This is a genomic window from Pseudomonas versuta (genome assembly GCF_001294575.1).
GTDB lineage: Bacteria > Pseudomonadota > Gammaproteobacteria > Pseudomonadales > Pseudomonadaceae > Aquipseudomonas > Aquipseudomonas versuta.
The window spans coordinates 1,309,455-1,333,274 of the sequence record NZ_CP012676.1 but is presented as its reverse complement, the minus strand read 5'-3'; the positions used below and the strand labels follow the sequence as shown (position 1 = coordinate 1,333,274).

Below are 23,820 nucleotides of genomic sequence, written 5' to 3'. Positions count from 1 at the left end.
ACCCGCCACTGTGCACAACAAACAACAAGAACCCGGAGGCAAGACCCATGAGCAGCCCGCTACCCATCTATCAAAGCTACATCGACGGCGCCTTCAGCGCCGGCGACAGTCTGATTGAAGTCTACAACCCGGCCAACGGTGAACTGCTGGGTGCGGTACCGCAAACCAGCCTCAGCGAAGTCGAGCGTGCCATTACCGCCGCCCGCACCGCGCAAAAAGCCTGGGCCCGCAAGCCGGCCAACGAACGCGCAGGCTATCTGCACCGTATTGCCGGCAAGGTCCGCGAGAATGCCCAAAGGCTGGCGCGGATCATCACCGCCGAACAGGGCAAGGTACTGGGTCTGGCATTGGTGGAGGTCAACTTCACCGCCGACTATCTGGATTACATGGCTGAATGGGGCCGGCGTCTGGAAGGGGAAATTCTCACCAGCGACCGACCAGGCGAAAACATCTTCGTGTTTCGTAAACCGCTGGGCGTGGTGGCCGGGATTCTGCCGTGGAACTTCCCGTTTTTCCTGATCGCGCGCAAGCTCGCTCCTGCCCTGATCACCGGCAATACCATCATCCTCAAACCCAGCGAAGAAACACCGATCAACTGCTTCGAATTTGCCCGGCTGCTGGCCGAAACGGATCTGCCCAAGGGCGTGGTCAACATCGTTTGCGGCACCGGCGGCACCGTCGGCCATGCCCTCAGTGCCAGCCCGGGAGTGGACATGGTCAACTTCACCGGCAGCGTCGCCACCGGTCAGCGGATCATGGTGGCGGCAGCGCAAAATATCACCAAGCTCAACCTCGAACTCGGCGGCAAGGCACCGGCGATTGTCCTGGAAGATGCCGACCTGGATCTGGCCGTGAAGGCAATCACCGCCTCGCGCGTGATCAACAGCGGACAAGTCTGCAATTGCGCCGAGCGGGTCTACGTCGAGCGCACGGTGGCGGATCAATTCGTCGAGAAGATAAGCGCGGCCATGGCGGCCACCACATACGGTGACCCGCTGGCCGAGGAAGGGCTGGATATGGGGCCGCTGATCAACAAGGCCGGGCTCGACAAAGTGGCCCGCATGGTTGAAACCGCTGTCGGAGACGGCGCGCAGGTGGTTACCGGCGGCGCCATCGCCGACCGTGACGGCAAGGGGTTTCACTACCAGCCCACCGTGCTCGCCAACTGCCGCCAGGAGATGGAAATAATGCGCCAGGAGATCTTCGGTCCGGTGTTGCCGATCCAGATCATCGACGACCTGGACCAAGCCATTGCCCTGGCCAACGACTGCGAGTTCGGCCTCACCTCATCGATCTATACCCGTAACCTGACGTCAGCCCTGCGCGCCAGCAACGAGCTCGACTTCGGGGAAACCTACATCAACCGCGAAAATTTCGAGGCGATGCAGGGTTTCCATGCCGGGGTTCGGAAATCCGGAATCGGCGGTGCCGATGGCAAGCACGGGCTTTACGAATTCACCCATACCCATGTGGTGTATATCCAGATCTGACGCGTTGAATCCGTAGCGGGGCAAACATCGAGGCCGCCCCGCTACAGCCTCAGATGCCGCGGTTGGGTGGCACGATCGCGTATTTTTTCATCATGCGGTACAGCGTCGAGCGTGCCACTGCGTGCTCATCGGCCACGGCGGTGATGTTCCACTGGTGGCGGCGCAACGTCTCCAGCAACCGCAGGCCCTCATCGCCACCGTCCACCAGGTGCGGGCGGCTGAGCGGCGGGCCCGGGCCATAGGCGGGCTGATCAAGCAATTCAACGGGCAGGCAATCGCTATCGATCCAGTTGTTATCAGCCATGGCTACGGCGTAACGCAGCACGTTGATCAACTGACGAATATTGCCCGGCCAGCCATAGCGGGTCAGCAGCCCCATGCTGGTGGCATCGATGCGGCAGTTTTCTGCGCCGGGCTGTTCGCGCAGTACCGTTTCAATCACCCCTTGAATATCGCTGCGCTCACGCAGTGCAGGCAACTGCAGGGTCATGCCGTTAAGACGGTAGAACAGGTCTTCACGAAAGGTTTTGTCGACGATCATCTGTGCCACGTTCTGGTGTGTGGCAGAGATCACCTGAATGTCCAGTGGCAACGGTGTATCGGCCCCCAGGGGGGAGATTTCACGCTCCGCAAGGACCCGCAACAACCGCGTTTGCAAGTGTGCGGGCATGTCGCCGATCTCATCCAGAAACAGCGTGCCGCCATTGGCTATTTCCAGCTTGCCCTTCATGCCTTTTTTACTGGCACCGGTAAAACTGCCGCTGCGATAGCCGAACAGTTCACTCTCGATCAGGCTTTCCGGAATGGCTGCGCAATTGAGCGCCACGAAGGGCCCAGAGCGCCGCCGGCTGGCGAGATGGATCGCCCGCGCGAAAGCTTCCTTGCCGGTGCCGGTTTCGCCGTTGATCAGGATCGGCAGATCCTTGTCCAGCACCCGGTACAGGCGCGCCACGCTCTGCTGCAGACGCGCATCGTCACCGCTTAATTGTTGCAGGGTCGGTGCGCGGTGGATAAGTGAGGCCGCTGCGGGTTCAGAGGATCGGGACGGGCGGATTTTGACTGGCATGTGCAGACCGACCTCCACCAGCCGTTGTTGCCCGGCCCGCAGCCGTGCGACGTTGGCGCCGCCGTTGCACAGGCGCAGCAGTTCGTCTACATCCACCCCCAGCAGGTCGCTGAGCTTGCGCCCCAGCAAGATGCCCTGGCCATGGGTTTGATGCTCGACGAAGGCAGAGCGATTGGCACCGATGACACGGCCCTCCTCGTCCAGTGCCAGTAGCTGCTCGTTGGCCAGGTCACTGAGCTCCCCGCAGGGCTTGATCATAAGCGTCAGGGTATTGCGATGGCTGTGGCGAAAATACGCATTCTCGATCATCCGCGCGTACATGATCACCAGCTGCAGGGTCAGGTACTGCGCAGCCTTCGGGCCGTTGCTGTTGAGGCAGGACGCATTCAGACAACCACGCACATTACCCAGTGAATCGAAGATCGGTGACACCGAGCAACTCAGCCGGTCGTTCTCGCGCAGAAAATGCTCATCGCGGTGAATGATCAGCGCGCGGCCTGATGCCAGCCCGGTGCCGATGCCGTTGGTGCCCACCAGCGCTTCGTCCCAGCGCGATCCGACGATGAGCCCGGAGTCGGCATACACACTGCCGGTTGCAGGTACCCGCGAGTCCAGAGCGATACCGCGCTCGTCGCTCAGCAGCACTGCAAACCCGGCCTGCCCCACCCGCCTGGCCAGGCCGCTTACGCCCTGCCCGGCGATGGACATGTAATCGTGGTGGAACTCCTGGTGATGATGGATCTCGGCAGCGCTGAGAATGACCTTGTTGACGAGCCCGGCTGGCTCCAGGCCGTGCTCCACGACACTGCGATACCAAGACTGAACAATCAGGCCATCAGACGGCAGGCTGCGGTCGGCAAAATAGTCCCCAACAAATGCATTGAGGTCAGCGGGCCCGGTTTGCGTGGTCTGAAAGGACATGACGACTCTCCTTATGCGGCTGCAATGTGCAAACGCCAGCGCATATGTATTGTTATGGTGCGGCCAAGCATACCCCTGCTCAGGTTGCCACGGCCACGGGCGCAGGCCTTCAGGTCAGCCGGGGCGAGCCCCGTTACACCGGATCATCACGGGGGTCCGGGATACTCAGCCGGGTTTACCGGCCGCCAAATAGTAGGCAACCAACGCGTTGGCATGGCCATGGCCCATGCCATGCCATGCTCTGTATTGAGCAGGGCCACCATGTGCATATGCTTCATGTCTTTTACGGTATCGAGCAGATTCAGCCAGTGGGTGACGGGATGCCCATACTTTTTTTCAATGGCCGGGAATTACGAGGCTGGCCCTTTTATTTTTCCATCTTCGCCCAAGGTACAAACTCCCGCTCAGGTGGCATGATCCAGAGAAATCAGCGCCCAGCTTTGTTCCGGCGAATCAGCAATATGAAAAGCCCTGCGAGCTGACTTGCGATCACCCCGATCACCAGACTCTTGCCCCACAGGGGCAGCGTGCCCAGCCAATCAACCAGATAAACCAAAAGCACTGCACAAACCAGGGTCCAGCACGTGATGACAACCCCGCGTATCAGTTTCGGATAACGCCGATACCATCTGAAGGGCCCCTCTTCTTTAGCCTGGGAATCAATCAGACCCAGCAGTTCCAGAACAGCCATAAGCAATTCAATCATGCTGTTTTAAATCCAGTTTTTTTTGGGGCCGCGGACACGCGGGCGATCGGCTGGATTGAATATAGCAGCCTGTTTACAGTGGCCCAGGCCGCAAGTACGCCGCAGTCATTGCGCCAGTCTTTAAACAGCTCGCGAGCAAGCTCGCTCCTACAGAGACGGCATAAAACCCTGTGGGAGCGGGCTTGCCCGCGATGGCCGCACGTGCGCCGCAGTCATCTCACCCGTTCGCGTTTTCAGAAACGCAACACATCCACGGCTCATTCCACCCGCCCGGTTTCCCGCAGCACGTACTACCGGCGGTGAGCTGAGAATTGCTTCAACGGGAAGTGTTATCGATGGTCAAACTCACCCGGTTAGCCCGACAGTAAAGCTCGGAACAGTGCACGGGACGACCGTGCTGGTCGTAGGCGGTTTTGCCGATGCGCAATAATGGCTCGCCGGGCTCGCAACCCAGCCATTTGGCTTCGGCCTTGGTGGCGGTGTATACGTCGATGACCTTGCGGTCACTGCGCACGCTGGTCTCGTAGTCGTCATGCAGCAGTTGATAGGTGGAGTGCCCGGGCTGGTAGCGCTGGTCAAATTTCGGGTAGCGCGCCAAGGGAATGTAGGAATAGTCGATGAACAAACGTTGACCGCGAGAGCAACAGGATGGTTAAGCTGGGGTTCTTTTCAGGGAGAAATATATGACCGGTACCCACCAGGGCAGCTGCCTGTGCTCGGCAGTCAGATACGCGCTGCTCACTGCGCCAAAAGCGGTCAGTCACTGCCATTGCAGCCAGTGCCGCAAAGGCCACGGCGCAGCATTCGCGTCTTATGCCAGCGTGCCCCGCAGCGCACTGCGCATGCTCAGTGGCAGCGCCAGCATCACCTCCTATGCCTCATCGGAGTCAGTGCTGCGCGAGTTCTGTGCGCACTGTGGTTCGACCCTGTTCTGGTCACGTACTGAGGGCGAATTCAGCGACTGGGTTTCGATAGCGCTGGGCACACTGGACACGCCCTTTACGCCGCCAAAGCAACAACACCTCCATGTTGCCTCCAGTGTTCACTGGTACACCCCCATCGAATCAGGTGCCAGGCGCGAATCACCGCTGCGGGTCGATAACAACCTGCCGTCGTAGCCAAGCGGGCAGCTGATATTCAGGCGCCTGCCAGCAGCTCGATAATCCATCCAGCTTCCCGTGCGATCTCTTGCACCTTGTGCTCGGGTACGGCCTGTTGCGCCCGGGCCAGATTGCTCAGGTTCTGCTGCTTGTGGCGCAGGATACGTTGCCACTTGAGCAGGAACGCCGGACTGCGGGCCTGCATCTGCAGCGGGCCGAAAAACAGCTCCCGGGCGGTGTACACCACAGGCCCGTCATGTTCGGCGACGATGATTTCGTAGTCGAAACGGTTTTCCTGCAGCAATTCCTCGCGGAGGATCCGGTAGCCGTTTTCCATCAGCCATTGGCGCAGTGGCTGCTCACCGCCGTTAGGCTGCAGGATCAAGCGTTCCTGGCCGCTCAGATGCGCCTTGCCACTGTCGAGGATGTCGCGGATGGTCTCGCCGCCCATGCCGCAGATGCTGACGGCGGTGATCCCGTCGCCCGGCTCGATTGCCGCCAGACCATTGGACATGCGCACTGTGATCCGCTGCTCCAGGCCGTTGTCGCGCACGGTGCGTTGCGCCGCGCTGAATGGGGTCAATGCCACTTCACCGGCCACCGCTGCCGCTATCATGCCTCGGCGCATCAAGGCCACCGGCAGGTAGCCGTGGTCCGAGCCGATATCGGCCAGCCGCGCACCGGCTGGCACATTCGCCGCCACGCGTTCAAGGCGCATGGACAATGTATGTTCGTTCAACTGCAGTTCCTTTTCACCACGAATGTCCGACACCTTTGGCCAGGGGTCTGTTGACGTTTGGTTGTGGCTGCCCATTGTGACAAAACCTGACCGACAATCATAACCGCCCCCCTGAAGATGACGCTCATGCCTGGATTGCGCAGTGGCCACTGCGCGCCTCTTCCGCAGCAGATGCGGCCTATGTATTATCAGCGCAGGCTGATACTGCCTGCCGCTCGCGTCCGTAAGGAAAGGTGAAAGTATTGCTTCTCTTCCCGAATCCTCCCGCTTCTTTTGACAGTCGAGGTTTGGCAATGCGAGCACCGTACACCTCGACCTCAGGAGAGCAAGCATGATTTCGATCGAACAAGCCAAGCAGATGGCCAAGCGGCTGCGTGCCTCGCATGAGTTGCGCCAGCAACCGATGACACACGCCATGGCGCTGGAAACCGTGGCCCACCAACTGGGCCACAAGGACTGGAATACGGCGTCAGCAATGCTGCCCGGTGAAGATCCTGTGCCCGCGATTACCTTCGACAAGGCCATCCCGATCCTGAGGATGTTTGACGAAGGCAAGGCGCGTGAGTTTTATCTGGATTTTCTGGGTTTCAGTGTCGAGTTTGAACACCGGTTTGAGGCTGACTTGCCGCTGTATCTGGGGATCAGCCGCAACGGTCTGCAGTTGCATCTTTCCGAGCATCACGGCGATGCAAGCCCCGGTTCAACGATCTTTGTGCCGATGCACAATATCCAGTTGCTGCAGGACGAATTGCAGGGCAAACGCTACGGCTACGGACGCCCCGAGATTGTTCAGCAGGGCTGGGGCCAGGTGCTGGAAGTCCATGATCCGTTCGGCAATCGCATCCGCTTCTGCCAGGACTGAGCCTCTTTGGGCAGGCCAGGTACATGACCTGACCGTAGTAGCGAGCTCTTCGGGGCTGCGCCAGAAAAGCTCGCGAGCAAGCTCGCTCCTACAGGTGTTGTGCGCTTAGCGCTTGAGTTTGCGTTTGTTGCGGTATTGATCGATCACTACGGCCACCACAATGATCAGGCCCTTGATGATGTCCTGGATGTAGGCATCGACCCCGACAAAGGTGAAACCACTGGCCATGACCCCAAGGATCAATGCACCGATCACCGTACCGGTAATGCGCCCTACCCCGCCCGCCAGGCTGGTGCCGCCAATCACTGCCGCGGCTATCGCGTCCAGTTCATAGGACATGCCCATGCCTGCCTGCCCGGTGGCTGCCCGTGCCGAAGCCACGACGCCGGCCAGACCCGCCAGCAGCCCGGCGATGCTGTAGACGATGATCAAGTGACGCTTGACGTTGATCCCCGAGGTACGCGCCGCCTGCATGTTGCCGCCAATGGCGTAGGTGTACTTGCCGTATTTGGTGTAACGCAGCGCAATGTGGAAGATCAGCGCCACCACCAGAAAGATGATGACCGGCATCGCGCCATGCCCGATGGCAGTGTAGGAATCCGAGAGCATGCTCACCGGCTGGCCTTCGGTGTAGTAACGCGCCAGGCCTCGGGCCGACACCATCATGCCCAGGGTCGCAATAAAGGGCGGTATCCCGGTAATCGCAATGATGCTGCCGTTGATCGCCCCTGCCAGCAGCCCCACGCCAAGCCCCGCCAGCACCGGGATCCATACCGGCAGGTCGGTCAGCGAAGGGAATACCGCGCGGGTGAAATCGGAGGTTTGTGCCAGGCTGGCGGCGATCATCGCCGACAGCGCCAGCACTGAACCCGATGACAGGTCGATACCAGTGGTGATGATCACCTGGGTGACGCCAATCGCCAGCAAACCGATCACCGATACTTGCAGGATCATCAGTACCAGACGTTGGGAGTTCATCAAAAAGCTCTGGTCACGCACGATCCAGCCAAAGACTTCAAACACCAGTCCAATGCCGATCAGCACCAGAAAGATGCTCAGCTCGGTCGGGAACCGACGACGGCTTTTGGTTTTGGGCGGGGCCACGGCAGGCTTGTTTTCAGTTATTGCGTTCATGGACGTTTTCTCTCTTGTTCTGCTGCGCCACTGGCCCTGTCGGGCCGCAGCACTGAAGTCGTTAATGAATCGCGGTGATACCGGACGCCAATTGCATGATTCGCTCCTGGGTCGCCTCGCTGCGGTCCAGGGTGCCCATCAGTTCACCTTCGTGCATGACCATCACCCGGTCGCTCATGCCCAGCATTTCGGGGAGTTCCGAAGAAATCATGATCACCGCCATGCCTTCGCTGGCCAGCAAGGAGATCAGCCGGTAAATCTCGACCTTGGCGCCGACGTCGATGCCCCGGGTCGGTTCATCCAGAATCAGCACCCGCGGGTTGGTCATCAGCCAGCGCGCCAGCAAGGCTTTTTGCTGATTGCCACCGGACAGGGTGTCGATGCATTGCTCAAGGGAAGGGGTTTTGACCCGCAGCTTTTTGCACATGTCTTCACACAGTGCGCGCAGGGCTTTTTGCTGGATAAATCCGTTGTCGGCGTAATGCGCCAGGATCGCCATTTCCATGTTTTCCAGCACCGACAGGCAGGGGAAAAGCCCGGTCAGCTTGCGGTCTTCGGTCAACAGGGCGAAGCCCTTCTCGATGGCCATGTTGGGACTGGTGATACGCACGGGCAGCCCGTCCAGCTGGATTTCACCGCCACTGCTGGGGGTGATGCCGAAAATGGTTTCGGCGATGTTGGTCCGCCCCGAACCCATCAAACCGGCTATGCCCATGATCTCGCCAGCGTGCAAGTCAAACGAAACCCCGTTGAACACACCGTCCAGGCTCAGGTTGCGCACCGACAGCAGCAATTCACCCAGCGGGTTTTCCCGCACCGGAAACAACTGGTTCAGCTCGCGCCCCACCATCATCGAAATCAGGCTGTCGCCGTCCATGCTGTCGGCCCGCTGCAGACCGATATAGGCACCGTCTCGAAACACCGCCACCTCGTCGGCGATGCTGAACACCTCGTTCATTTTATGGGTGATATAGATGATGCCTTTGCCCTGGGACTTGAGGTCGGCAATGATCGAAAACAGGTGCGCGACTTCCTTGTCGGTAATGGCCGAGGTCGGTTCATCCATGATCAGGATGTCCGAGTTGTATGACACGGCCTTGGCAATCTCCACCATCTGCCGCTCGGCGATACTGAGGTTGCCTACCAGCTCCTGCGGGTCGAGGTTGATGCGCAGACGCTCCAGCAGTTGCGCGGTGCAGCGGAACATCTCGCGGTGGTCGATCATGTGCAGCGCGTTGAGCTGCTCGCGGCCGATCCAGATATTTTCCGCAATGTTCATGTGTGGCATCAGGTTCAGTTCCTGATGGATCATGGCGATCCCGGCCTGCAATGCAGCCAGCGGACCGGAGAAGGTCACCGGCTTGCCCCGCAGTCGCAGCTCACCGGAATCGGGTTGATAGATACCGGCGATGATTTTCATCAGGGTTGACTTGCCGGCGCCGTTTTCGCCCATCAGGGCCAGCACCGAACCGGGGCGAACCCGCAGTTGCACGTCATCAAGCGCCACCACACCGGGGAAGCCCTTGCTGACATTGATCACTTCCAGCAGGTAGGGAACCTCTTGAGCGATAGCCGCGGGCGCCATGGTCGAGGTGCTTGAAACAGTCGCTGACGCGAGCATAGCCAGTACTCCTCAGATGCCTCGGGCAGTGTCCGAGACAGCGGGCAAGGCGTGAGCCCTGCCGCATATTGTTGTTATTGGATTGAGATGACGACTACTTGAAATCCTTGGCATTGTCTTTGGTGATCAGCTGGAAAGGCACCCAGACCGCCTGCTCTACCGGCTCTTTGTTGATCATTTTCAGGGCTGTGTCGACGGAGCCGTAAGCCTGGCCCTTGGCGTCCTGGAACACCGTGACTGCCAGCTCGCCTTTCTCCACCGCGCGCACGCCGTCGGGGGTGCCATCGACACCGGCAATCAGCACAGTCCCGGGCTCGATGCCGGCTTGCTTCAAGGCCATTGCCGCACCGATGGCCATCTCGTCGTTGTTGGAAATCACCGCATCAAACTTGCGGCCCTGGGTCAGCCAGTCATTGGTCAGGGTCATGCCCTTGTCACGCAACCAAATGCCGGTCTGCTCTTGATCGACCTTGATATCCGGGTACTTGGCCAGCACCTCTTTCACGCCTTTGGTGCGGTTGGTGGTGGCGTTGTTGGCCAGGTCGCCCAACAGGATGACGATATCGCCCTTGCCGCCCATTTTCTTCGCCAGGTATTCCATCTGCATCTGACCGGCTTCCATGTCTTTGGAAGCTACGGTGGCAACGCCCAAGGGCAGCTTTTCGTCATCCGGACGGCGGTTGACATAGACCAGCGGAATCCCGGCCTTGACCGCTGCTTCCGTGATTTTGCGGGTCGCAGCAGTGTCCACCGGGTTAACCACAATGGCATCGACTTTCTGGCTGATAAAGTTTTCGACCTGACTCAGCTGCTTGACCACATCAGCGCGCGCATCCTCAAACTGCAACTGCACGCCTTCGGGGTTGCTTTTAGCTCTTTCGTTCATCGACTCACGCAAGTAAGTCAGATAAGTGTCATCGAACTGGGACATGCTCACACCGATTTTTACATCGGCCATGGCGGCGCCGCTGGCCAGCGTCATCGACAGTGCAAGGGAAGCAAAACGTAGGCGGTGTTTCATTAGGGCAGTCTCCACATTCTTGTTGGTTTTATAGATGCGGTACGTACTTGAATGACGGGTGAGGCAAGGTCTCGCTGAACTGGAATCGACTCTATTGGAAAATAATTTCTATATCAACATGATTTGGAACTTAATGAAAAAATAATTCTATTTAAACTTTACGGGTCCAGCCGTATCACCTGCTTTCGCTCAGCACTCAAGCGCGCCGCGTCCAGCACCTGCAGAGCCTGCAACGCATCCTGCGGATCCACCGGCACTGCTCCCTGGTGTTTTACCGCGTCAATCATTTGCGTATAGAACTGCTGCCAGCGGCCATGCTCAGTGGGTACCCGCTCACGTTCAGCCCCCTGCTCGAACCAGCCCCAGCGCCGATGTTCTTCGGCGCCCCAGCGCTCGCCTTCGGTTTTAGGCGAAAGCCCGGCCAGAACTGCCGCCTCTTGCCCGTCAAAGCCTTCAACGCTATAGCAGCCGAGGGTGCCGGTAACCCGGAACCTGGGGCGCGGACTGCTTTGCAGGCAACTGCCACCGACATGGGAGACCACGCCATTGGTATGGGTCATCGCGATAAAGAAACTGTGGTCGATACCGGGATGCCCGGGGCTGTCGGCAAGCTCGGCATAAACCGTCTTCACCGGGCCGAACAACTGCAGCGCCTGGTCAACCAGGTGGCTGCCCAGATCCCGGAGCCAGCCCCCACCACTGGCATCGCCCACTGCGTCGGGAGCAAAGCGTTCGACGAATGATTCAAAGCGGCTGACCTGGCCCAGGGCCCCGGCATCCAGCAACTTGCGGATGGTCAGATAGTCCGAATCCCAGCGCCGGTTTTGATACACGCTCAACAGCACGTTCTGGCGCTGAGCTGCGGCCACTAATTGTTCGGCCTGAGCAGTGTCGGCGGCGAAAGGCTTGTCACTGACCACCGGCACGCCCAGCTCGATGGCCTGCATCATCAGCTCCGGGCGACCGTGCAGCGGGGTTGAAATCACCAGCAGGTCAACCCCGGCTTCGACCAGTTGGCCGAGACTGTCCCAGGCCGGTACGCCGGGGTATTCATTGGCCAGCAACTGGCGACGCTCGGGCGAACGGGTAACCACCCCGGCGAAAGTGACCCCGGGCAAACTGGCAATCAACGGAGCATGAAAAAAGCGGCCGCCATGGCCAAAACCGACGAGTCCAATACGCATAAAGCCTCCATTCGCCTGGGCGAACTTGATTCCTGTAGGAGCGAGCTTGCCTCGCGAGCTGTTGATCTTGAAGCGCTCGCGAGCAAGCTCGCTCCTACAGGGTATTTGGTGTGTTGTTTATTTGGCGTCGGGGCCGTAAAACTGTGGGCGCTCAGGCAGCTGGACTTTAACTATCGCCCCGCTTTGCTGCGCTTCGATGCAGGCATCCGCTGCCACCGCTGCGGCAAAACCGTCCCATGCCGACGGGCCACCTACACGGCCGGCCCGCACGGCGTCGATAAAGGCTTGCAACTCAACGTCGTAGGCGCCGATGAAACGGTCTTTCCAGTCCATCAAAATGGCGTTGGACAGTTTGGCGCCGCTGCGCAGTTGCACTTGCGACGGCTCTGGCAGTTTGGCAATCCCGGTCTCGCCCACCACTTCACACTGAATGTCATAGCCGTATTGGCAGTTAACAAACACTTCAACATCTATGCGTGTGCCCTTGACTGTTTCCAGCAGCACGATTTGCGGATCTTTGAGATGGGCCAGGGCTTTGCTGGTTTTGCGCGGGAACACCACTTGCACTGACACGTAGTCGTCATCCAGCAACCAGCGCAATACGTCCAGTTCATGGATCAGGGTGTCGGTAATCGCCATGTCGGTCTTGTAGTTCTCGCCCACCGTCGGGTTGCGGTGCGCACAGTGCAGCATCAACGGCTCGCCGATCTGGCCACTGTCGATCACCGCTTTGAGTGCCCGGTAGCCTTCGTCATACGGACGCATGAAACCGACCTGCACCAGACGCTTGCCATGGGCAACCTCAGCATCAACGATGGCCCGGCAACCGGCCGCCGTCACTGCCAGCGGCTTTTCGCAAAATACCGGCTTGCCGGCCTTGATCGCTGCCAGCACGAACTCTTCGTGGCTTGGCCCCCACGATGTCACCAGTACCGCATCGACTTCAGGTGCATTGATCAGTGCATGACCGTCGGGATACACCTCGGCGGTTAGCCCGAGATCAGCAACTACCCGGGCGGCTTGCTGCAAATCGATATCGGTGACGGCCACCACCTGGCTGTTAAGCAAGGTCTGGCTGCAACGACGGATGTGGTCTCGACCGATGGCGCCGGTACCGATCACGCCCAATTTCAGTGCTTGAGTGTTCAACGACATTTGCCTGCTCCTGTTGGATTTTTTATCAGAGGTTTGCGATCAGTACTGCCGGGCTTTGGAAAGTGCGAGGTTGAGTTTTTGTGCCGCCGCATGGGTGCGCGGGCTGGTGGACACCTGCGCCACGCCGACCCGCCACCATGTCAGGTAGCTGTGAATCATGGTTTTGGGCAGCACCTTGATGTCGATCAGGGTCGATACCGTTTGCAAACGCGCATCGGCCAGCGCTTCATGCAACTGCTCAAGGGTGCTGACCTTGTAGGTCTTGCAACCGTAAGCGGCCGCGCTCATGGCGAAGTCCACCGGTACAAAGCCGCCGTCGAGCTTGCCGGTCTGAGCATTGCGATACCGGAACTCAGTGCCGAAGCTGTCCATCCCGTTGCCCATCTGCAAGTTGTTGATGCAGCCGAAAGTCATGTTGTCGAACAGCACCACGTTGATCTTGCGCCGCTCCTGAATCGACGTCGGCAACTCGGAGTGCAGCATCATGTACGAGCCGTCCCCTACCAGCGCGTAGACCTCACGCCCGGGCTCGGCGAGCTTGACCCCCAACGCTGCGTTGACTTCGTAGCCCATGCACGAGTAGCCGTACTCAAGGTGATAGGTGTTGACCCCCTTACTGCGCCAGGCCCGTTGCAAGTCACCGGGCAGGCTGCCTGCCGCTGCCACGATCACCGCGTCGTCGGCCAGGCTGTGGTTGAGTACGCCCAGCACCTGGCTCTGGGTCAGGCATGATCCGGTCAGCTCGATAAATTCGCGCAGTACCGCCGGGTCAAGGTGGTCGGTGATCTCGGGGGCGAAGTCCGGCTGCTGATAATCGACCTGATAAACCCGGTCGACTTCTGCGTCCAGTTGCGCCCGGGCCAGCCTGGGAGCATCGCCCCAGCTCGAGCGATAGCCCTGTTGCTCGAGAATCCCGGTCAGCGCTTGCAGTGCCTCCCGGGCATCGGCCAGCAATTGCACGCCATCAAGTTTCAGTGCATCGCAAGGGCTGATGTTGAGGTTGAGAAACTCCACTTCCGGGTGCTGAAACAACGATTTCGACGAGGTGGTGAAGTCGGTATAGCGGGTGCCGATGCCGATGATCAGGTCGGCATCCCGGGCCAGCAGGTTGGCGGCCAGGCAGCCGGTCTCGCCAATCCCGCCGACGTTCAGCGGGTGCGCCGAGACAATGGCGCTTTTGCCGGCCTGGGTTTCAGCGAACGGGATATCAAAGCGCTCGGCGAAAGCCTGCAAGGCGGCATTGGCGCCGGAGTACTTGACCCCGCCACCGCAAATGATCAGCGGCTTGCGCTTGCGTTGCACGATGGCCTGGGCGTCAGCCAGCATCGCCGGGGTCGGCAACCGGCGATCGATGCGGTGTACGCGTTTTTGCAGGAAGTAATCCGGGTAATCGTAGGCTTCGGCCTGTACATCCTGAGGCAGGGCCAGGGTTACCGCGCCGGTTTCAGCCGGGTCCGTCAGCACACGCATGGCCTGGATGGCGGCGCTCATCAACTGCTCGGGGCGGTTGATGCGGTCCCAGTATTTACTCACTGCCTTGAAGGCGTCGTTGGTGCTGATGCTCAGGTCGTGAAATTGCTCGATCTGTTGCAGCACCGGGTCCGGCTGACGGCTGGCATAGACATCGCCCGGCAGCAGCAACAGCGGGATCCGGTTGGCGGTGGCAGTGGCTGCCGCAGTGAGCATATTGGCGGCACCCGGGCCAACCGATGAGGTGCAGGCGTAAATCTTGCGCCGCAGGTTCTGCTTGGCAAACCCGATCGCAGCATGGGCCATGCCCTGCTCGTTGCGACCTTGATGCACCACCAGATCACCGCTGTCCTGCTCCAGCGCCTGGCCCAGCCCCAGTACGTTGCCGTGACCAAAAATGGTGAAAATACCGGCGATAAACTTGCTCTGGACCCCATCGACTTCGACGTACTGGTTATCGAGAAATTTCACCAGGGCCTGGGCCATGGTCAGTCGTGTCGTACTCATGCTGTCACCTTGAATAAATACATATCCCGACTACGGACTGTAGGAGCGAGCTTGCTCGCGATCTTTTGATCTTGAAAAGCTCGCGAGCAAGCTCGCTCCTGCAGGTCAGGTGGGGTGGTTGTTTATTTGGCCGTCGGCATGCTGAATTCCGGGCCCTTGGCGATGCTGTCCGGCCAACGTTGCATCACGCTTTTGTAGCGGCTGTAGAAGCGGATGCCTTCTTCGCCGTAGGCGTGATGATCACCAAACAATGAGCGCTTCCAGCCGCCAAATGAATGCCAGGCCATCGGCACCGGAATCGGCACGTTGATGCCCACCATGCCAACCTTGATCGTGCGGGCAAAGGCCCGGGCCACACCGCCGTCGCTGGTGAAGCAGGACACGCCGTTGCCGAACTCATGGGCATTGATCAGCGCCACGGCGCTGGCGAAATCCGCCACCCGGACAATGCCCAGCACCGGTCCGAAAATCTCTTGCTGATAGATGCTCATCTCAGTGGTGACGTTATCGAACAAGGTAGCGCCGACAAAGAAGCCCTGTTCTGCGCCCGGCACTTTCAGGTCGCGACCGTCGACGATCAACTGCGCGCCCTGGGCCACGCCCTGATCGATAAAACCAATGACCTTGGCCTTGTGCTCTGCGGTCACCAGCGGCCCCATCTCGCTGTCCGGCTGCAAGCCATTGCCGACCTTGAGCCGGTCGATGCGCGGCAGCAGTTTTTCGATCAATTTGTCGGCCACATCGCCCACGGTCACAGCAATCGAGATCGCCATGCAACGCTCGCCCGCAGAGCCGTAAGCGGCACCGATCAATGCATCCGCCGCCTGGTCGAGGTCGGCATCGGGCATCACGATCATGTGGTTTTTCGCCCCGCCCAACGCCTGTACACGCTTGCCCCGCGCAGTGCCCTGCTGGTAGATGTACTCGGCAATCGGGGTGGAGCCGACAAACGAAATGGCTTCGATGTCCGGGTGCTGCAACAGCCCGTCAACCGCGCTTTTGTCGCCCTGCACCACGTTGAATACGCCATCCGGCAAACCGGCTTCAGTCAGCAGCCGGGCCATCAGCAGGCTGGCCGAAGGATCGCGCTCCGAAGGCTTGAGGATGAAGCAGTTGCCGGTCACCAGCGCCAGCGGAATCATCCACAGCGCCACCATGACCGGGAAGTTGAACGGCGTTACCCCGGCGCACACGCCTAGGGGCTGGCGCAGGTTCCAGTTATCGATGCCACCGCCGATGTTGTCGCTGAAATCGGTTTTCAGCAGTGCCGGCGCACCGCAGGCATATTCAACAATCTCGATGCCGCGGGTCACTTCGCCCTTGGCGTCGGAAAACACCTTGCCGTGTTCGCGACAGATGATTTCGGCCAGTTCATCGTGGTGTTCATCGAGCAGTTGCTTGAACTTGAACATCACCCGCGCACGGCGCAAGGACGACTGTTCGGACCATGCAGGAAACGCCTTGAGTGCCGAAGCCACGGCCTCATCTACCGTGTGCTGGCTGGCCAGTGCGACCCGTGCCTGGACGGCGCCGGTGGCTGGATTGAATACGTCGCTGAAACGCTCACCGCCTGTGTCCTGGACCTGGCCGTTGAGGTAGTGACCGATAACCGGGGTAGTGCTCATTATTGTTCTCCGAAAGCGTTAAAGATCCATCAGCCAGCTGTGCTGCGGGTCGTTGTGAAATTGCCAGACGCGCTTGGGACCGGCCATGACATTGAGGTAATAAGATTCATAGCCATAGGGCACGCTGACCGGGTGGTAACCCTTGGGCACCACCACCAGGTCGCTGTTCTCCACCGCCATGGCCTGGTCGAGGCTGCGGTCATCGGTATACACGCGCTGGAACACAAAGCCCTGGGGCGGGTTGATGCGGTGGTAATAGGTTTCTTCAAGAAAGCTCTGATGCGGCAAATCGTCGGTGTCGTGTTTATGCGGCGGATAGCTGGACGAGTGCCCGGACGGAGTCCGCACCTCGACCACCAGCAGCGAATGCGCCGGCTCGGTGTCGGGCAGGATGTCGCACACGTAGCGGGTATTGGCGCCTTTGCCGCGCACACTGCGTTTCATGCTGGGCGGCGTGATCAGGCGTGCAGCCAGCCCGGCAGTGGCCGAACCGGGTGCGGCACAGACGGCAATTTGCACGTCGCTCAAGGCCAGCACCCGGGCCTGACTGCCCGGTGGCAGGTAGGCCGCAAACGGCGATTTATCCTCGAAAACCGAGTTGCGATCGCCAATATCCTCCCAGCTGAAAGCGCCCTTGCCCGGCTCTACGCCACTGATGGTGACCCGACCGCTGAGCAGCACCAGGCACAGTTCCTGAGTGCCGGCGCTCACCGGCAATTGCTCGCCGGGGGCCAGGCGATAAGCGCTAAAGCCCACGTACTCCAGGGCACCCTGTGGCAGTTCGACCAAGGTGTTGCCCGTGGCCCGACCTTTGATCAGCAAGCTCATTTTCCAGTCCTCGCATCCAGCAGCGCGCGCAGGGTTTGGTAACCCTTTTGCGCATAGGCAAAACTCGGCGCCACGGCCGGGTCCTGTTCGGCTTCTACCACCAGCCAGCCGTGGTAATCGGCTGCCAGCAGTACATCGAGCAACGCTGCGAAATCAATGTCGCCGTCGCCGGGTACGGTGAAGGTGCCGTTGATGATGCAGTCGGGGAAACTCCACAGGTTGTTGCGCGCCAGTTGCACCACAGCCTTGCGCACATCCTTGAAGTGCACGTGGCAGACCCGGTCAATATGTTTGCGCAACACCTCGATCGGCTCGCCACCGCCCATGTAGCAATGGCCGGCGTCGAACAGCAGGCCAACGTCGGGGCCGGTCAGGCTCATCAAGGTGTCGATGTCCGACGGCGACTCAACATAGGCGCCCATGTGATGGTGATAAGCCAGGCGCACGCCCTGGGACAACGTGAACTGCGCCAGTTCATTGAGTTTGTCGGCGTAGGCTTGCCATGCCTGCTCAGTGTGAAAGCGCGGGCGCTCGACCAATGGAATGCGCTGGCCCTGAATTGAGTCGGCGACTTCGCCATAGACCAGCACCTTGGCCCCGTTTGCGGCCAGCAACTGCACATGGCTGGCGATTGCGTCGATTTCCTCGGCGGCCGAGCGCCGGGCCAGGCGGCTGGAATACCAGCCCGAGACCAAAGCCAGATCGTAGGGTCGCAGCACGTCGCCGACGCCCTTGGCGTCCTTGGGGAATTTACCGTTGAGTTCGAAACCTTCGTAACCGATTTGCTTGCCTTCACTGAGCGCCGTGCTCAATGGCGTCTCACCGCCCAATGACGGCAAGTCATCGTTACTCCAGGAAATCGGGTTGATGCCAATACGGATAGCGGGCATGGCTGCACCTATTATTGTTTTCTGAATTAAATCTGCGGTATGGCTGATGGCTTGTGGGAGCTGGCTTGCCAGCGATACAGACGACCCGGTCTTCCAGCGCTGACCTAGTGATGCCATCGCTGGCAAGCCAGCTCCCACAGGGTTTTAATCCGCCTTTCTTGCCGCTTGCCAGGATTCGATGAGCTGCACAAACGTGCCCTGTACCCGTTCAATCAAGGTTTCATCATCGATCTCTCCCGCCAGCCAGGCCCGGCTCGGTTCCTGGAAGATCGTGCGGCCCACGGCAAACCCGCGGCAGGTGCTGCTGTGGCGTGCCTGCCTGAAACCTTCTGCCAGTGCTTGCGCCGGGGCATTGAGGCCCAGCAGTACCACGCCGCGGCAATAAGGGTCGCGCTCTTGAATCAAGGCGTCGAGCTGCTCCCAAACCTGTGCCGTCTGGGCTTCGATTTTCCACCAGGCCGGGTAGATCCCCAGGTTGTACAAGCGCTTCAATGCGCGGTACAGCACATCGGGATAAGTCGAGGGGTGATCCTTGGGCGGGATGATTTCCAGCAGCAATTCATGGCCACTGACCAGTGACGCCTCGTACAAGCCCTTGATCTGCGCTTCCTGCTCCAGGCGCAGCAGCGGCTCGTCGTCGGGGTGAAACTGCACCAGGCATTTGATGATGTGTTCCTGCGGCCAGCCAATCAGGTTGCTGCCCACCGAACGGCCATGTTCGAAGGCCAGTGGCCGTGAACCCTGGACCTCTACCGGACGGGCAATCCACCAGCCGCGACCGGTGGCGGCATTGAGTGAGTCCTGGGCAAAACGCTGGTCGGCCAGCAACCCGACATCGGCGTCGATACCCTGGCGGCGCAGGTCGGTTTCAACCCGCTCGACAGCGCGGATAAACAGCTGCTTGAGCGCGCAGATGCTGGTGTGATCGCGACCATACTGCTGGGCCACTTCCACCAGTTGCCAGCGATGATCGAAGGCGAATACAAACAGTTGTTTCCACTGTTTGCGCGGCACGCTGACCTGATGCAAACGCTGCAAAGCCACATCCTGATCCGGACGGGTGATCGGCACCGGGCTATTGAACAGGTAGTCGAGTTCGGCCGGGGTCGGCATCGCCGGGGCGCAGGCATGCCGCGATACCACCAGCCCGCCGCAGGCATTGGCCAGCTGGCTGCAACGCTCATCGCTGGCATCTTTGAGCCAGCCGCTGAGGAAGCCGGACATAAAGGCATCGCCGGCGCCCAGCACGTTAAGCACCTCAACCCGCACGCCGGGATAAACCGCACCGTCTTCAAGCCGGGCCGGAATATCGCCATGGATCACCGTGCATCCCTGGGAGCCCAGCTTGACCACCAGCGTTGCCGCAGTCACTGCCCGCACCGCGCGCAATGCAGCCAGCAAGTCAGTGCCGCCACCGGCAATCAAGAATTCTTCTTCAGTGCCCACGATCAGGTCGAAGCGCGGCAGGATCGATTGCACGTGTGCGGTCACTTTCCGGTCTTCGACAAAGCGGGTTTCGCCATCGGCCTTGCCTGCCAGCCCCCAAAGCACCGGACGGTAATCGATGTCCAGAATCCGTTTGACGTTGTTCTGCTCGGCGTACTCAAGGGCCTGGACGCTGGCCTGGTAGACCCCCTCGGTGGAGAAGTGAGTGCCGGTGATCAGCAGTGCCTTGCTCGACGCTATAAATGCCGGATCGATGTCTTCTGCACGCAGCGCCATGTCGGCGCAGTTTTCGCGGTAGAACACCAGCGGGAAGGTTTCGCGGTCTTTAAGACCCAGCAGCACCAGTGCGGTGAGGCGCTGGGGATCGATGGTGACGGCACTCACGTCGCAGCCTTCGCGAGCCAGTGACTCGGTCAGAAAACGGCCCATGTGATCATCGCCCACCCGGCTCAGCATGGCTGAGCGCAAGCCCAGACGCGCAGTGCCGAACGCAATATTGGCCGATGAGCCGCCAAGGTATTTGGCGAAGCTGCTGACATCCTCCAGGCGCGCGCCGACTTGCTGCGAATAAAGGTCGACGCCCAGGCGTCCAAGGCAGATCAAATCCAAATCACGCCCTGTGGCAAAACGAGTCTGTCCCATGCTGGCTCCTGTTATTTTTATCAGCCTGCACTCATCACCCGACGGTTGAGCGCTCTTTGTGAGATGAAGACTAAAACGTCTCCCCACATAAAACAATATTTATTCCATAATTTTTTAATGTAGAATTTTTGTTCCATACTGGTCGTACGTGATCAGTTTTCGGCCCTGTAGCGATTCAGCTAGCGGGTCATTGAACGCCAGGTCAGGATTATTTGCGCACCTACCCTGTAGACTTTGCAGGCTAAACTGCCCCATGCCCTGAAGAGCCATCCATAAGGACTCCCTATGCCCTCCACTGATCAGCCGGCCCCGATCGAGCAAACGCCTGAGAGCGAACAGGCCGGCCCACCGATCAATGCCGAACGCCTGTTGCAGCTTATTACCGAGGAGTACGAGAGCCTGCCGCGCCAGCTCAAACGTATTGCCAGTTACATGAGCCAGCAAAGTGACCGGATCATGGTTGACCGGATCAGTGATATTGCCCGCGAGTGCGAAGTTCACCCTTCAGCCATCGTGCGCTTCTCACAGCGTTTCGGTTTCAGTGGTTTCAGTGAAATGCAGGCGCTGTTTCGCGAGGCTTACACCCACAAGGCCACGCCGGCGCAGAACTATCAGCAGCGCATTCGCAGCATGATTGCCAACAAGTCGCAAAAAGCCAGTGGCGGCGACCTGGCCCGCGAATGCATCAATGCGACCCTGTCGGGCATAGAGCGTCTGGGGCTGGAGCTCGATGACCAATCCTTCGACAAAGCCGTGGATCTGGTGGTCAATGCCGACAATATCTACGTGGTGGGCGTGCGACGCTCCTTCGCCGTGGCCGACTACCTGGTGTACAACCTGCAGCACACCAACAAGCGCATTCATCTGGTGTCCGGGCTGGGTGGCAGTTACCGCGAACAAATGCGCAGCGTACGGGCCAACGACCTGGTGATTGCCATCAGCTTTACCCCCTATGGCAAGGAAACCCAGCATTGCCTGCGCATCGCGCAACTGCATCAGGCCAAGACCCTGATCATCACCGACAGCAACCTGTCACCGCTGGCCAAGCGCGCCAACAGCGTGTTGCTGGTCAATGAGGGCAGTTCGTTTGCGTTTCGCTCGTTGAGTGCAACCTTGTGTCTGTGCCAGGCCCTGTTTATTGCCGTGGCCTACCGGCTGGAACTGAAAGTGGATGAAATTCACGAGCAAGTGGGGTTTGACGACTAGAGCGCCCAGCTCTAAACATCAAAATAAATGCAGTTAAACATCATTATTATGAATTTGCAGACTGGAACGGCCTGCTGCACACTGCGCCCGTTCCTCCCCCAAATGAAGGGACATTTTCAAGGGCTTGCCGGGAAACCCGCTAAGCCCTTTTTTTATCTCTTGAGTCGCCAACACCGGATTTCCCTCACCATGCCAACCCGCTGGATCAGCCGCCTATTGCCTGCGGCCACCCATACCCGTCCCACCGAATGGAGCCGCGCCGCCATTGGCGTATCCCTTGGCACGCTCTTGAGTGTCTGGGTCTGCAGCCTGTTTTTCGGCCTGCCGATCGCCATGCACCTGATTGGCCCGCTGGGGGCCAGTGCGGTCTTGTTGTTTGCCGTGTCTTCAGGGGCACTGGCGCAACCCTGGTCGATTATTGGCGGCTACTGCTGTGCAACCCTGGTGTCATTGGCGGTAGCGCACTTTTTCGGCCGCAACCTGGACAGCGCTTGCCTGGCCGTGGGCCTGGCCCTGATTGTCATGTGCCTGCTGCGCTGCCTGCACCCGCCTGCCGGGGCGTTGGCCCTGCTGGTGGTACTGGCCGACCCGGACAGCGCAAACCTGGGCTGGGGCTTGCTCGCGCCCGTGATGCTCGCCGCAGCGTGCATGCTGCTGGCAGCGCTGGTTTATAACAACCTGACACGGGTGCGCTACCCGAAAAAACCCGCCGAGCCGAGCCCGGTAGCGAGCACACCGCAGGTTGCCGGCGACCCGGGGATCAAGGCTGAAGACTTGCAAAAAGCCCTGGAACAGATGGACGCGTTTATTGACGTGACACCCGAAGACCTTGAAGAACTGATTCGGGCCAGTGAGCACTATGCCCGCCGACGCAGTGTCGGCGAGGTGCTCGCCCAGGCCCGCTGAGCGGCATGCGCAGCCGGGCAGGAGGCATTGCACTGTTACCCTGAACTTCCTGCTAGGGTTATCCGTGCAACGTCCTGGCGACCCGGTTTTCACTGTTCCTGATCGCCCGGATGCAAAGGCCCCTGCCTTTGTCACGCAGGTGGCCCGAATTCCCTCGGTTGACCGCGTTCAAGGCCTGTAATGCTCAAGACCATTGAAAAAGAAATCTCGAATCAAGCGGCCCCTCCCGCCCTGCAAGCTGAATTCGCCCAACATGATTTCGAGAAACTGCGCAATTTTTGCCGCCTGACCTATATCGCAAGCATCTTCATCTGGCTGTTGTTTGACCTGATTGTCAGCATCAAGGGTGGCCAGGGGTTTACGGGCGCTTCGATGGTTTTTCTCAGCGTCATGGTGGTGCTCACCATCATTTTGGGCTTTGTCCGCAAGTCCCGGCACTTCGACATACTCAATGTGATGTTTGTACTGGTGATTACGCTCGGTATCCGCCTGATCATTTTCGGCCTGCCAACCGATGCGCAGCCGATCTGGCTGATTCTCGTCACGTCCAGCACCCTCTATAGCGCGTCGGTTCTGCCTCTGAGCCGCGGGGCATTTATCGCCGTAGTGGCGATCACCTGGGTGACCCTCAACCCTTTTCTGATGACTCAAGAGTCTGTCACGGATCTGCGGGGCACCCTGCTCCTGTGCTACCTCGCTTTTCTCAGCAGCCTGACCATCTACAGCTTTTTCAAGTTGCGCAAAATCAAGCTGTACAACTTCACCATGACCCGGCTGCTGGTGACCCAGGCCTACATTGACGCCCTGACCGAGATTCCCAATCGCCGCGCCTTCATGACCCGGGCCACCAGCACATTACAGAGCCGGCCCCGGGTGTATGACCACTACCTGGCGATGATCGACATCGACAACTTCAAGCAGGTAAATGACCATTACGGTCATGACATTGGTGATGAGGTACTCAAGCGCACCGCAGCCAGCATCCAGTCGGTTTTGGCTGACCACGAGTACGCGCGCATGGGTGGTGAGGAATTTGCCGTGTATTTGTCGGGGGTGCGCCGCAGTGACGTCGAGGCGCTGATGGACAAGTTATGCCGGCAAGTACGCGAAGACCCCCATGCACACCCCGTGACCGTCAGCATCGGGCTGACCCGGGTCGAAGACAATGACACCCTGAACCAGGCGCTGGCCAAGGCTGACAAGGCGCTGTACGTGTCCAAGAACAGCGGCAAGGACCGGTTTACCTTTCGTTAGGGCTCATGCCTGGCCCTGTAGGAGCGAGCTAGCTCGCGAGCTGTTCA

20 protein-coding genes and 1 pseudogene are annotated in these 23,820 nt (G+C 59.6%); 6 read left to right on the top strand and 15 right to left on the bottom strand.

The features are described 5' to 3' along the window. Positions 1-47: 47 nt before the first annotated feature. Entirely contained in the window at positions 48-1,490 is a 1,443-nt protein-coding gene (aldA, locus tag AOC04_RS06010) for an aldehyde dehydrogenase (protein ID WP_060691601.1), read from the top strand. 49 nt (positions 1,491-1,539) lie between these two features. On the opposite strand, the gene AOC04_RS06005 is transcribed toward aldA, so the two are convergent. The 4 genes and pseudogenes from AOC04_RS06005 to AOC04_RS05995 form a co-directional block, all read right to left on the bottom strand. Continuing rightward, entirely contained in the window at positions 1,540-3,477 is a 1,938-nt protein-coding gene (locus AOC04_RS06005) for a sigma-54-dependent Fis family transcriptional regulator (RefSeq protein ID WP_060691600.1), read from the bottom strand. Between the two features lie 165 nt (positions 3,478-3,642). Next, positions 3,643-3,818: pseudogene (locus AOC04_RS23345) on the bottom strand (DUF4287 domain-containing protein). An 86-nt stretch (positions 3,819-3,904) separates the two neighbouring features. After that, complete coding sequence (locus AOC04_RS06000; protein ID WP_060691599.1) at positions 3,905-4,183, bottom strand: hypothetical protein; 279 nt, start codon at positions 4,181-4,183, stop codon at positions 3,905-3,907. Between the two features lie 316 nt (positions 4,184-4,499). Further along, entirely contained in the window at positions 4,500-4,808 is a 309-nt protein-coding gene (locus AOC04_RS05995; RefSeq protein WP_060691598.1) for a UTRA domain-containing protein, read from the bottom strand. Positions 4,809-4,866: 58 nt separating this feature from the next. On the opposite strand from AOC04_RS05995, the gene AOC04_RS05990 reads away from it, so the two are divergent. Beyond that, the gene (locus AOC04_RS05990; protein WP_060691597.1) at positions 4,867-5,301 is read left to right on the top strand and encodes a GFA family protein; all 435 of its coding nucleotides are present in this window, start codon (positions 4,867-4,869) and stop codon (positions 5,299-5,301) included. A 19-nt stretch (positions 5,302-5,320) separates the two neighbouring features. On the opposite strand, the gene AOC04_RS05985 is transcribed toward AOC04_RS05990, so the two are convergent. Beyond that, positions 5,321-6,022: a tRNA (adenine(22)-N(1))-methyltransferase gene (locus tag AOC04_RS05985; RefSeq protein ID WP_060696883.1), complete on the bottom strand. Its 702-nt coding sequence runs from the start codon at positions 6,020-6,022 to the stop codon at positions 5,321-5,323. 331 nt (positions 6,023-6,353) lie between these two features. Here AOC04_RS05985 and AOC04_RS05980 point away from each other — a divergent pair, with 331 nt between their 5' ends. After that, complete coding sequence (locus AOC04_RS05980; protein ID WP_060691596.1) at positions 6,354-6,884, top strand: glyoxalase superfamily protein; 531 nt, start codon at positions 6,354-6,356, stop codon at positions 6,882-6,884. 105 nt (positions 6,885-6,989) lie between these two features. Here AOC04_RS05980 and AOC04_RS05975 read toward each other — a convergent pair whose 3' ends face one another. The 10 genes from AOC04_RS05975 to AOC04_RS05930 form a co-directional block, all read right to left on the bottom strand. Next, positions 6,990-8,018 (bottom strand): ABC transporter permease, encoded by a 1,029-nt coding sequence (locus tag AOC04_RS05975; protein WP_003447631.1) that lies wholly within the window; start codon positions 8,016-8,018, stop codon positions 6,990-6,992. A gap of 61 nt (positions 8,019-8,079) precedes the next feature. Continuing rightward, on the bottom strand, positions 8,080-9,639 hold the full coding sequence (locus AOC04_RS05970; protein WP_060691595.1) for a sugar ABC transporter ATP-binding protein: 1,560 nt from the start codon (positions 9,637-9,639) through the stop codon (positions 8,080-8,082). 94 nt (positions 9,640-9,733) lie between these two features. After that, complete coding sequence (locus AOC04_RS05965) at positions 9,734-10,660, bottom strand: sugar ABC transporter substrate-binding protein (RefSeq protein WP_060691594.1); 927 nt, start codon at positions 10,658-10,660, stop codon at positions 9,734-9,736. Positions 10,661-10,818: 158 nt separating this feature from the next. Next, a complete protein-coding gene (locus tag AOC04_RS05960) occupies positions 10,819-11,844 on the bottom strand; it encodes a Gfo/Idh/MocA family protein (protein ID WP_060691593.1) in 1,026 nt (341 codons plus the stop codon). A 117-nt stretch (positions 11,845-11,961) separates the two neighbouring features. Beyond that, a complete protein-coding gene (iolG, locus tag AOC04_RS05955) occupies positions 11,962-12,999 on the bottom strand; it encodes a bifunctional inositol 2-dehydrogenase/D-chiro-inositol 1-dehydrogenase (protein ID WP_060691592.1) in 1,038 nt (345 codons plus the stop codon). A 39-nt stretch (positions 13,000-13,038) separates the two neighbouring features. After that, positions 13,039-14,976: a 3D-(3,5/4)-trihydroxycyclohexane-1,2-dione acylhydrolase (decyclizing) gene (gene iolD / locus AOC04_RS05950; RefSeq protein ID WP_060691591.1), complete on the bottom strand. Its 1,938-nt coding sequence runs from the start codon at positions 14,974-14,976 to the stop codon at positions 13,039-13,041. A gap of 122 nt (positions 14,977-15,098) precedes the next feature. Then, positions 15,099-16,601, bottom strand: a complete 1,503-nt coding sequence (locus AOC04_RS05945) for a CoA-acylating methylmalonate-semialdehyde dehydrogenase (protein WP_060691590.1) — start codon at positions 16,599-16,601, stop codon at positions 15,099-15,101. An 18-nt stretch (positions 16,602-16,619) separates the two neighbouring features. Further along, a complete protein-coding gene (gene iolB, locus AOC04_RS05940) occupies positions 16,620-17,429 on the bottom strand; it encodes a 5-deoxy-glucuronate isomerase (RefSeq protein ID WP_060691589.1) in 810 nt (269 codons plus the stop codon). Next, positions 17,426-18,319: a myo-inosose-2 dehydratase gene (iolE, locus tag AOC04_RS05935; RefSeq protein WP_060691588.1), complete on the bottom strand. Its 894-nt coding sequence runs from the start codon at positions 18,317-18,319 to the stop codon at positions 17,426-17,428. The genes iolB and iolE overlap by 4 nt, the downstream gene beginning before the upstream one ends. A gap of 144 nt (positions 18,320-18,463) precedes the next feature. After that, a complete protein-coding gene (locus AOC04_RS05930) occupies positions 18,464-20,407 on the bottom strand; it encodes a bifunctional 5-dehydro-2-deoxygluconokinase/5-dehydro-2-deoxyphosphogluconate aldolase (protein WP_060691587.1) in 1,944 nt (647 codons plus the stop codon). A gap of 285 nt (positions 20,408-20,692) precedes the next feature. On the opposite strand from AOC04_RS05930, the gene AOC04_RS05925 reads away from it, so the two are divergent. The 3 genes from AOC04_RS05925 to AOC04_RS05915 all read left to right on the top strand — a co-directional run bounded on the left by AOC04_RS05925 (position 20,693) and on the right by AOC04_RS05915 (position 23,773). Further along, on the top strand, positions 20,693-21,613 hold the full coding sequence (locus AOC04_RS05925) for a MurR/RpiR family transcriptional regulator (RefSeq protein WP_060691586.1): 921 nt from the start codon (positions 20,693-20,695) through the stop codon (positions 21,611-21,613). Positions 21,614-21,802: 189 nt separating this feature from the next. Further along, a complete protein-coding gene (locus AOC04_RS05920; RefSeq protein ID WP_060691585.1) occupies positions 21,803-22,519 on the top strand; it encodes an HPP family protein in 717 nt (238 codons plus the stop codon). 180 nt (positions 22,520-22,699) lie between these two features. Beyond that, a complete protein-coding gene (locus AOC04_RS05915) occupies positions 22,700-23,773 on the top strand; it encodes a GGDEF domain-containing protein (RefSeq protein WP_060691584.1) in 1,074 nt (357 codons plus the stop codon). The last annotated feature ends 47 nt before the right edge of the window (positions 23,774-23,820 follow it).

What these genes read in the sequence shown, in the direction of transcription:
- AOC04_RS05945 (WP_060691590.1), bottom strand. Translation starts at nt 16,601, where the DNA reads ATGAGCACTACCCCGGTTATCGGTCACTACCTCAACGGCCAGGTCCAG.
- AOC04_RS05920 (WP_060691585.1), top strand. Translation starts at nt 21,803, where the DNA reads ATGCCAACCCGCTGGATCAGCCGCCTATTGCCTGCGGCCACCCATACC.
- AOC04_RS06005 (WP_060691600.1), bottom strand. Translation starts at nt 3,477, where the DNA reads ATGTCCTTTCAGACCACGCAAACCGGGCCCGCTGACCTCAATGCATTT.
- aldA (WP_060691601.1), top strand. Translation starts at nt 48, where the DNA reads ATGAGCAGCCCGCTACCCATCTATCAAAGCTACATCGACGGCGCCTTC.
- iolD (WP_060691591.1), bottom strand. Translation starts at nt 14,976, where the DNA reads ATGAGTACGACACGACTGACCATGGCCCAGGCCCTGGTGAAATTTCTC.
- AOC04_RS05960 (WP_060691593.1), bottom strand. Translation starts at nt 11,844, where the DNA reads ATGCGTATTGGACTCGTCGGTTTTGGCCATGGCGGCCGCTTTTTTCAT.
- iolE (WP_060691588.1), bottom strand. Translation starts at nt 18,319, where the DNA reads ATGCCCGCTATCCGTATTGGCATCAACCCGATTTCCTGGAGTAACGAT.
- AOC04_RS06000 (WP_060691599.1), bottom strand. Translation starts at nt 4,183, where the DNA reads ATGATTGAATTGCTTATGGCTGTTCTGGAACTGCTGGGTCTGATTGAT.
- AOC04_RS05975 (WP_003447631.1), bottom strand. Translation starts at nt 8,018, where the DNA reads ATGAACGCAATAACTGAAAACAAGCCTGCCGTGGCCCCGCCCAAAACC.
- iolB (WP_060691589.1), bottom strand. Translation starts at nt 17,429, where the DNA reads ATGAGCTTGCTGATCAAAGGTCGGGCCACGGGCAACACCTTGGTCGAA.
- AOC04_RS05980 (WP_060691596.1), top strand. Translation starts at nt 6,354, where the DNA reads ATGATTTCGATCGAACAAGCCAAGCAGATGGCCAAGCGGCTGCGTGCC.
- AOC04_RS05990 (WP_060691597.1), top strand. Translation starts at nt 4,867, where the DNA reads ATGACCGGTACCCACCAGGGCAGCTGCCTGTGCTCGGCAGTCAGATAC.
- AOC04_RS05930 (WP_060691587.1), bottom strand. Translation starts at nt 20,407, where the DNA reads ATGGGACAGACTCGTTTTGCCACAGGGCGTGATTTGGATTTGATCTGC.
- AOC04_RS05965 (WP_060691594.1), bottom strand. Translation starts at nt 10,660, where the DNA reads ATGAAACACCGCCTACGTTTTGCTTCCCTTGCACTGTCGATGACGCTG.
- AOC04_RS05925 (WP_060691586.1), top strand. Translation starts at nt 20,693, where the DNA reads ATGCCCTCCACTGATCAGCCGGCCCCGATCGAGCAAACGCCTGAGAGC.
- AOC04_RS05970 (WP_060691595.1), bottom strand. Translation starts at nt 9,639, where the DNA reads ATGCTCGCGTCAGCGACTGTTTCAAGCACCTCGACCATGGCGCCCGCG.
- iolG (WP_060691592.1), bottom strand. Translation starts at nt 12,999, where the DNA reads ATGTCGTTGAACACTCAAGCACTGAAATTGGGCGTGATCGGTACCGGC.
- AOC04_RS05915 (WP_060691584.1), top strand. Translation starts at nt 22,700, where the DNA reads ATGCTCAAGACCATTGAAAAAGAAATCTCGAATCAAGCGGCCCCTCCC.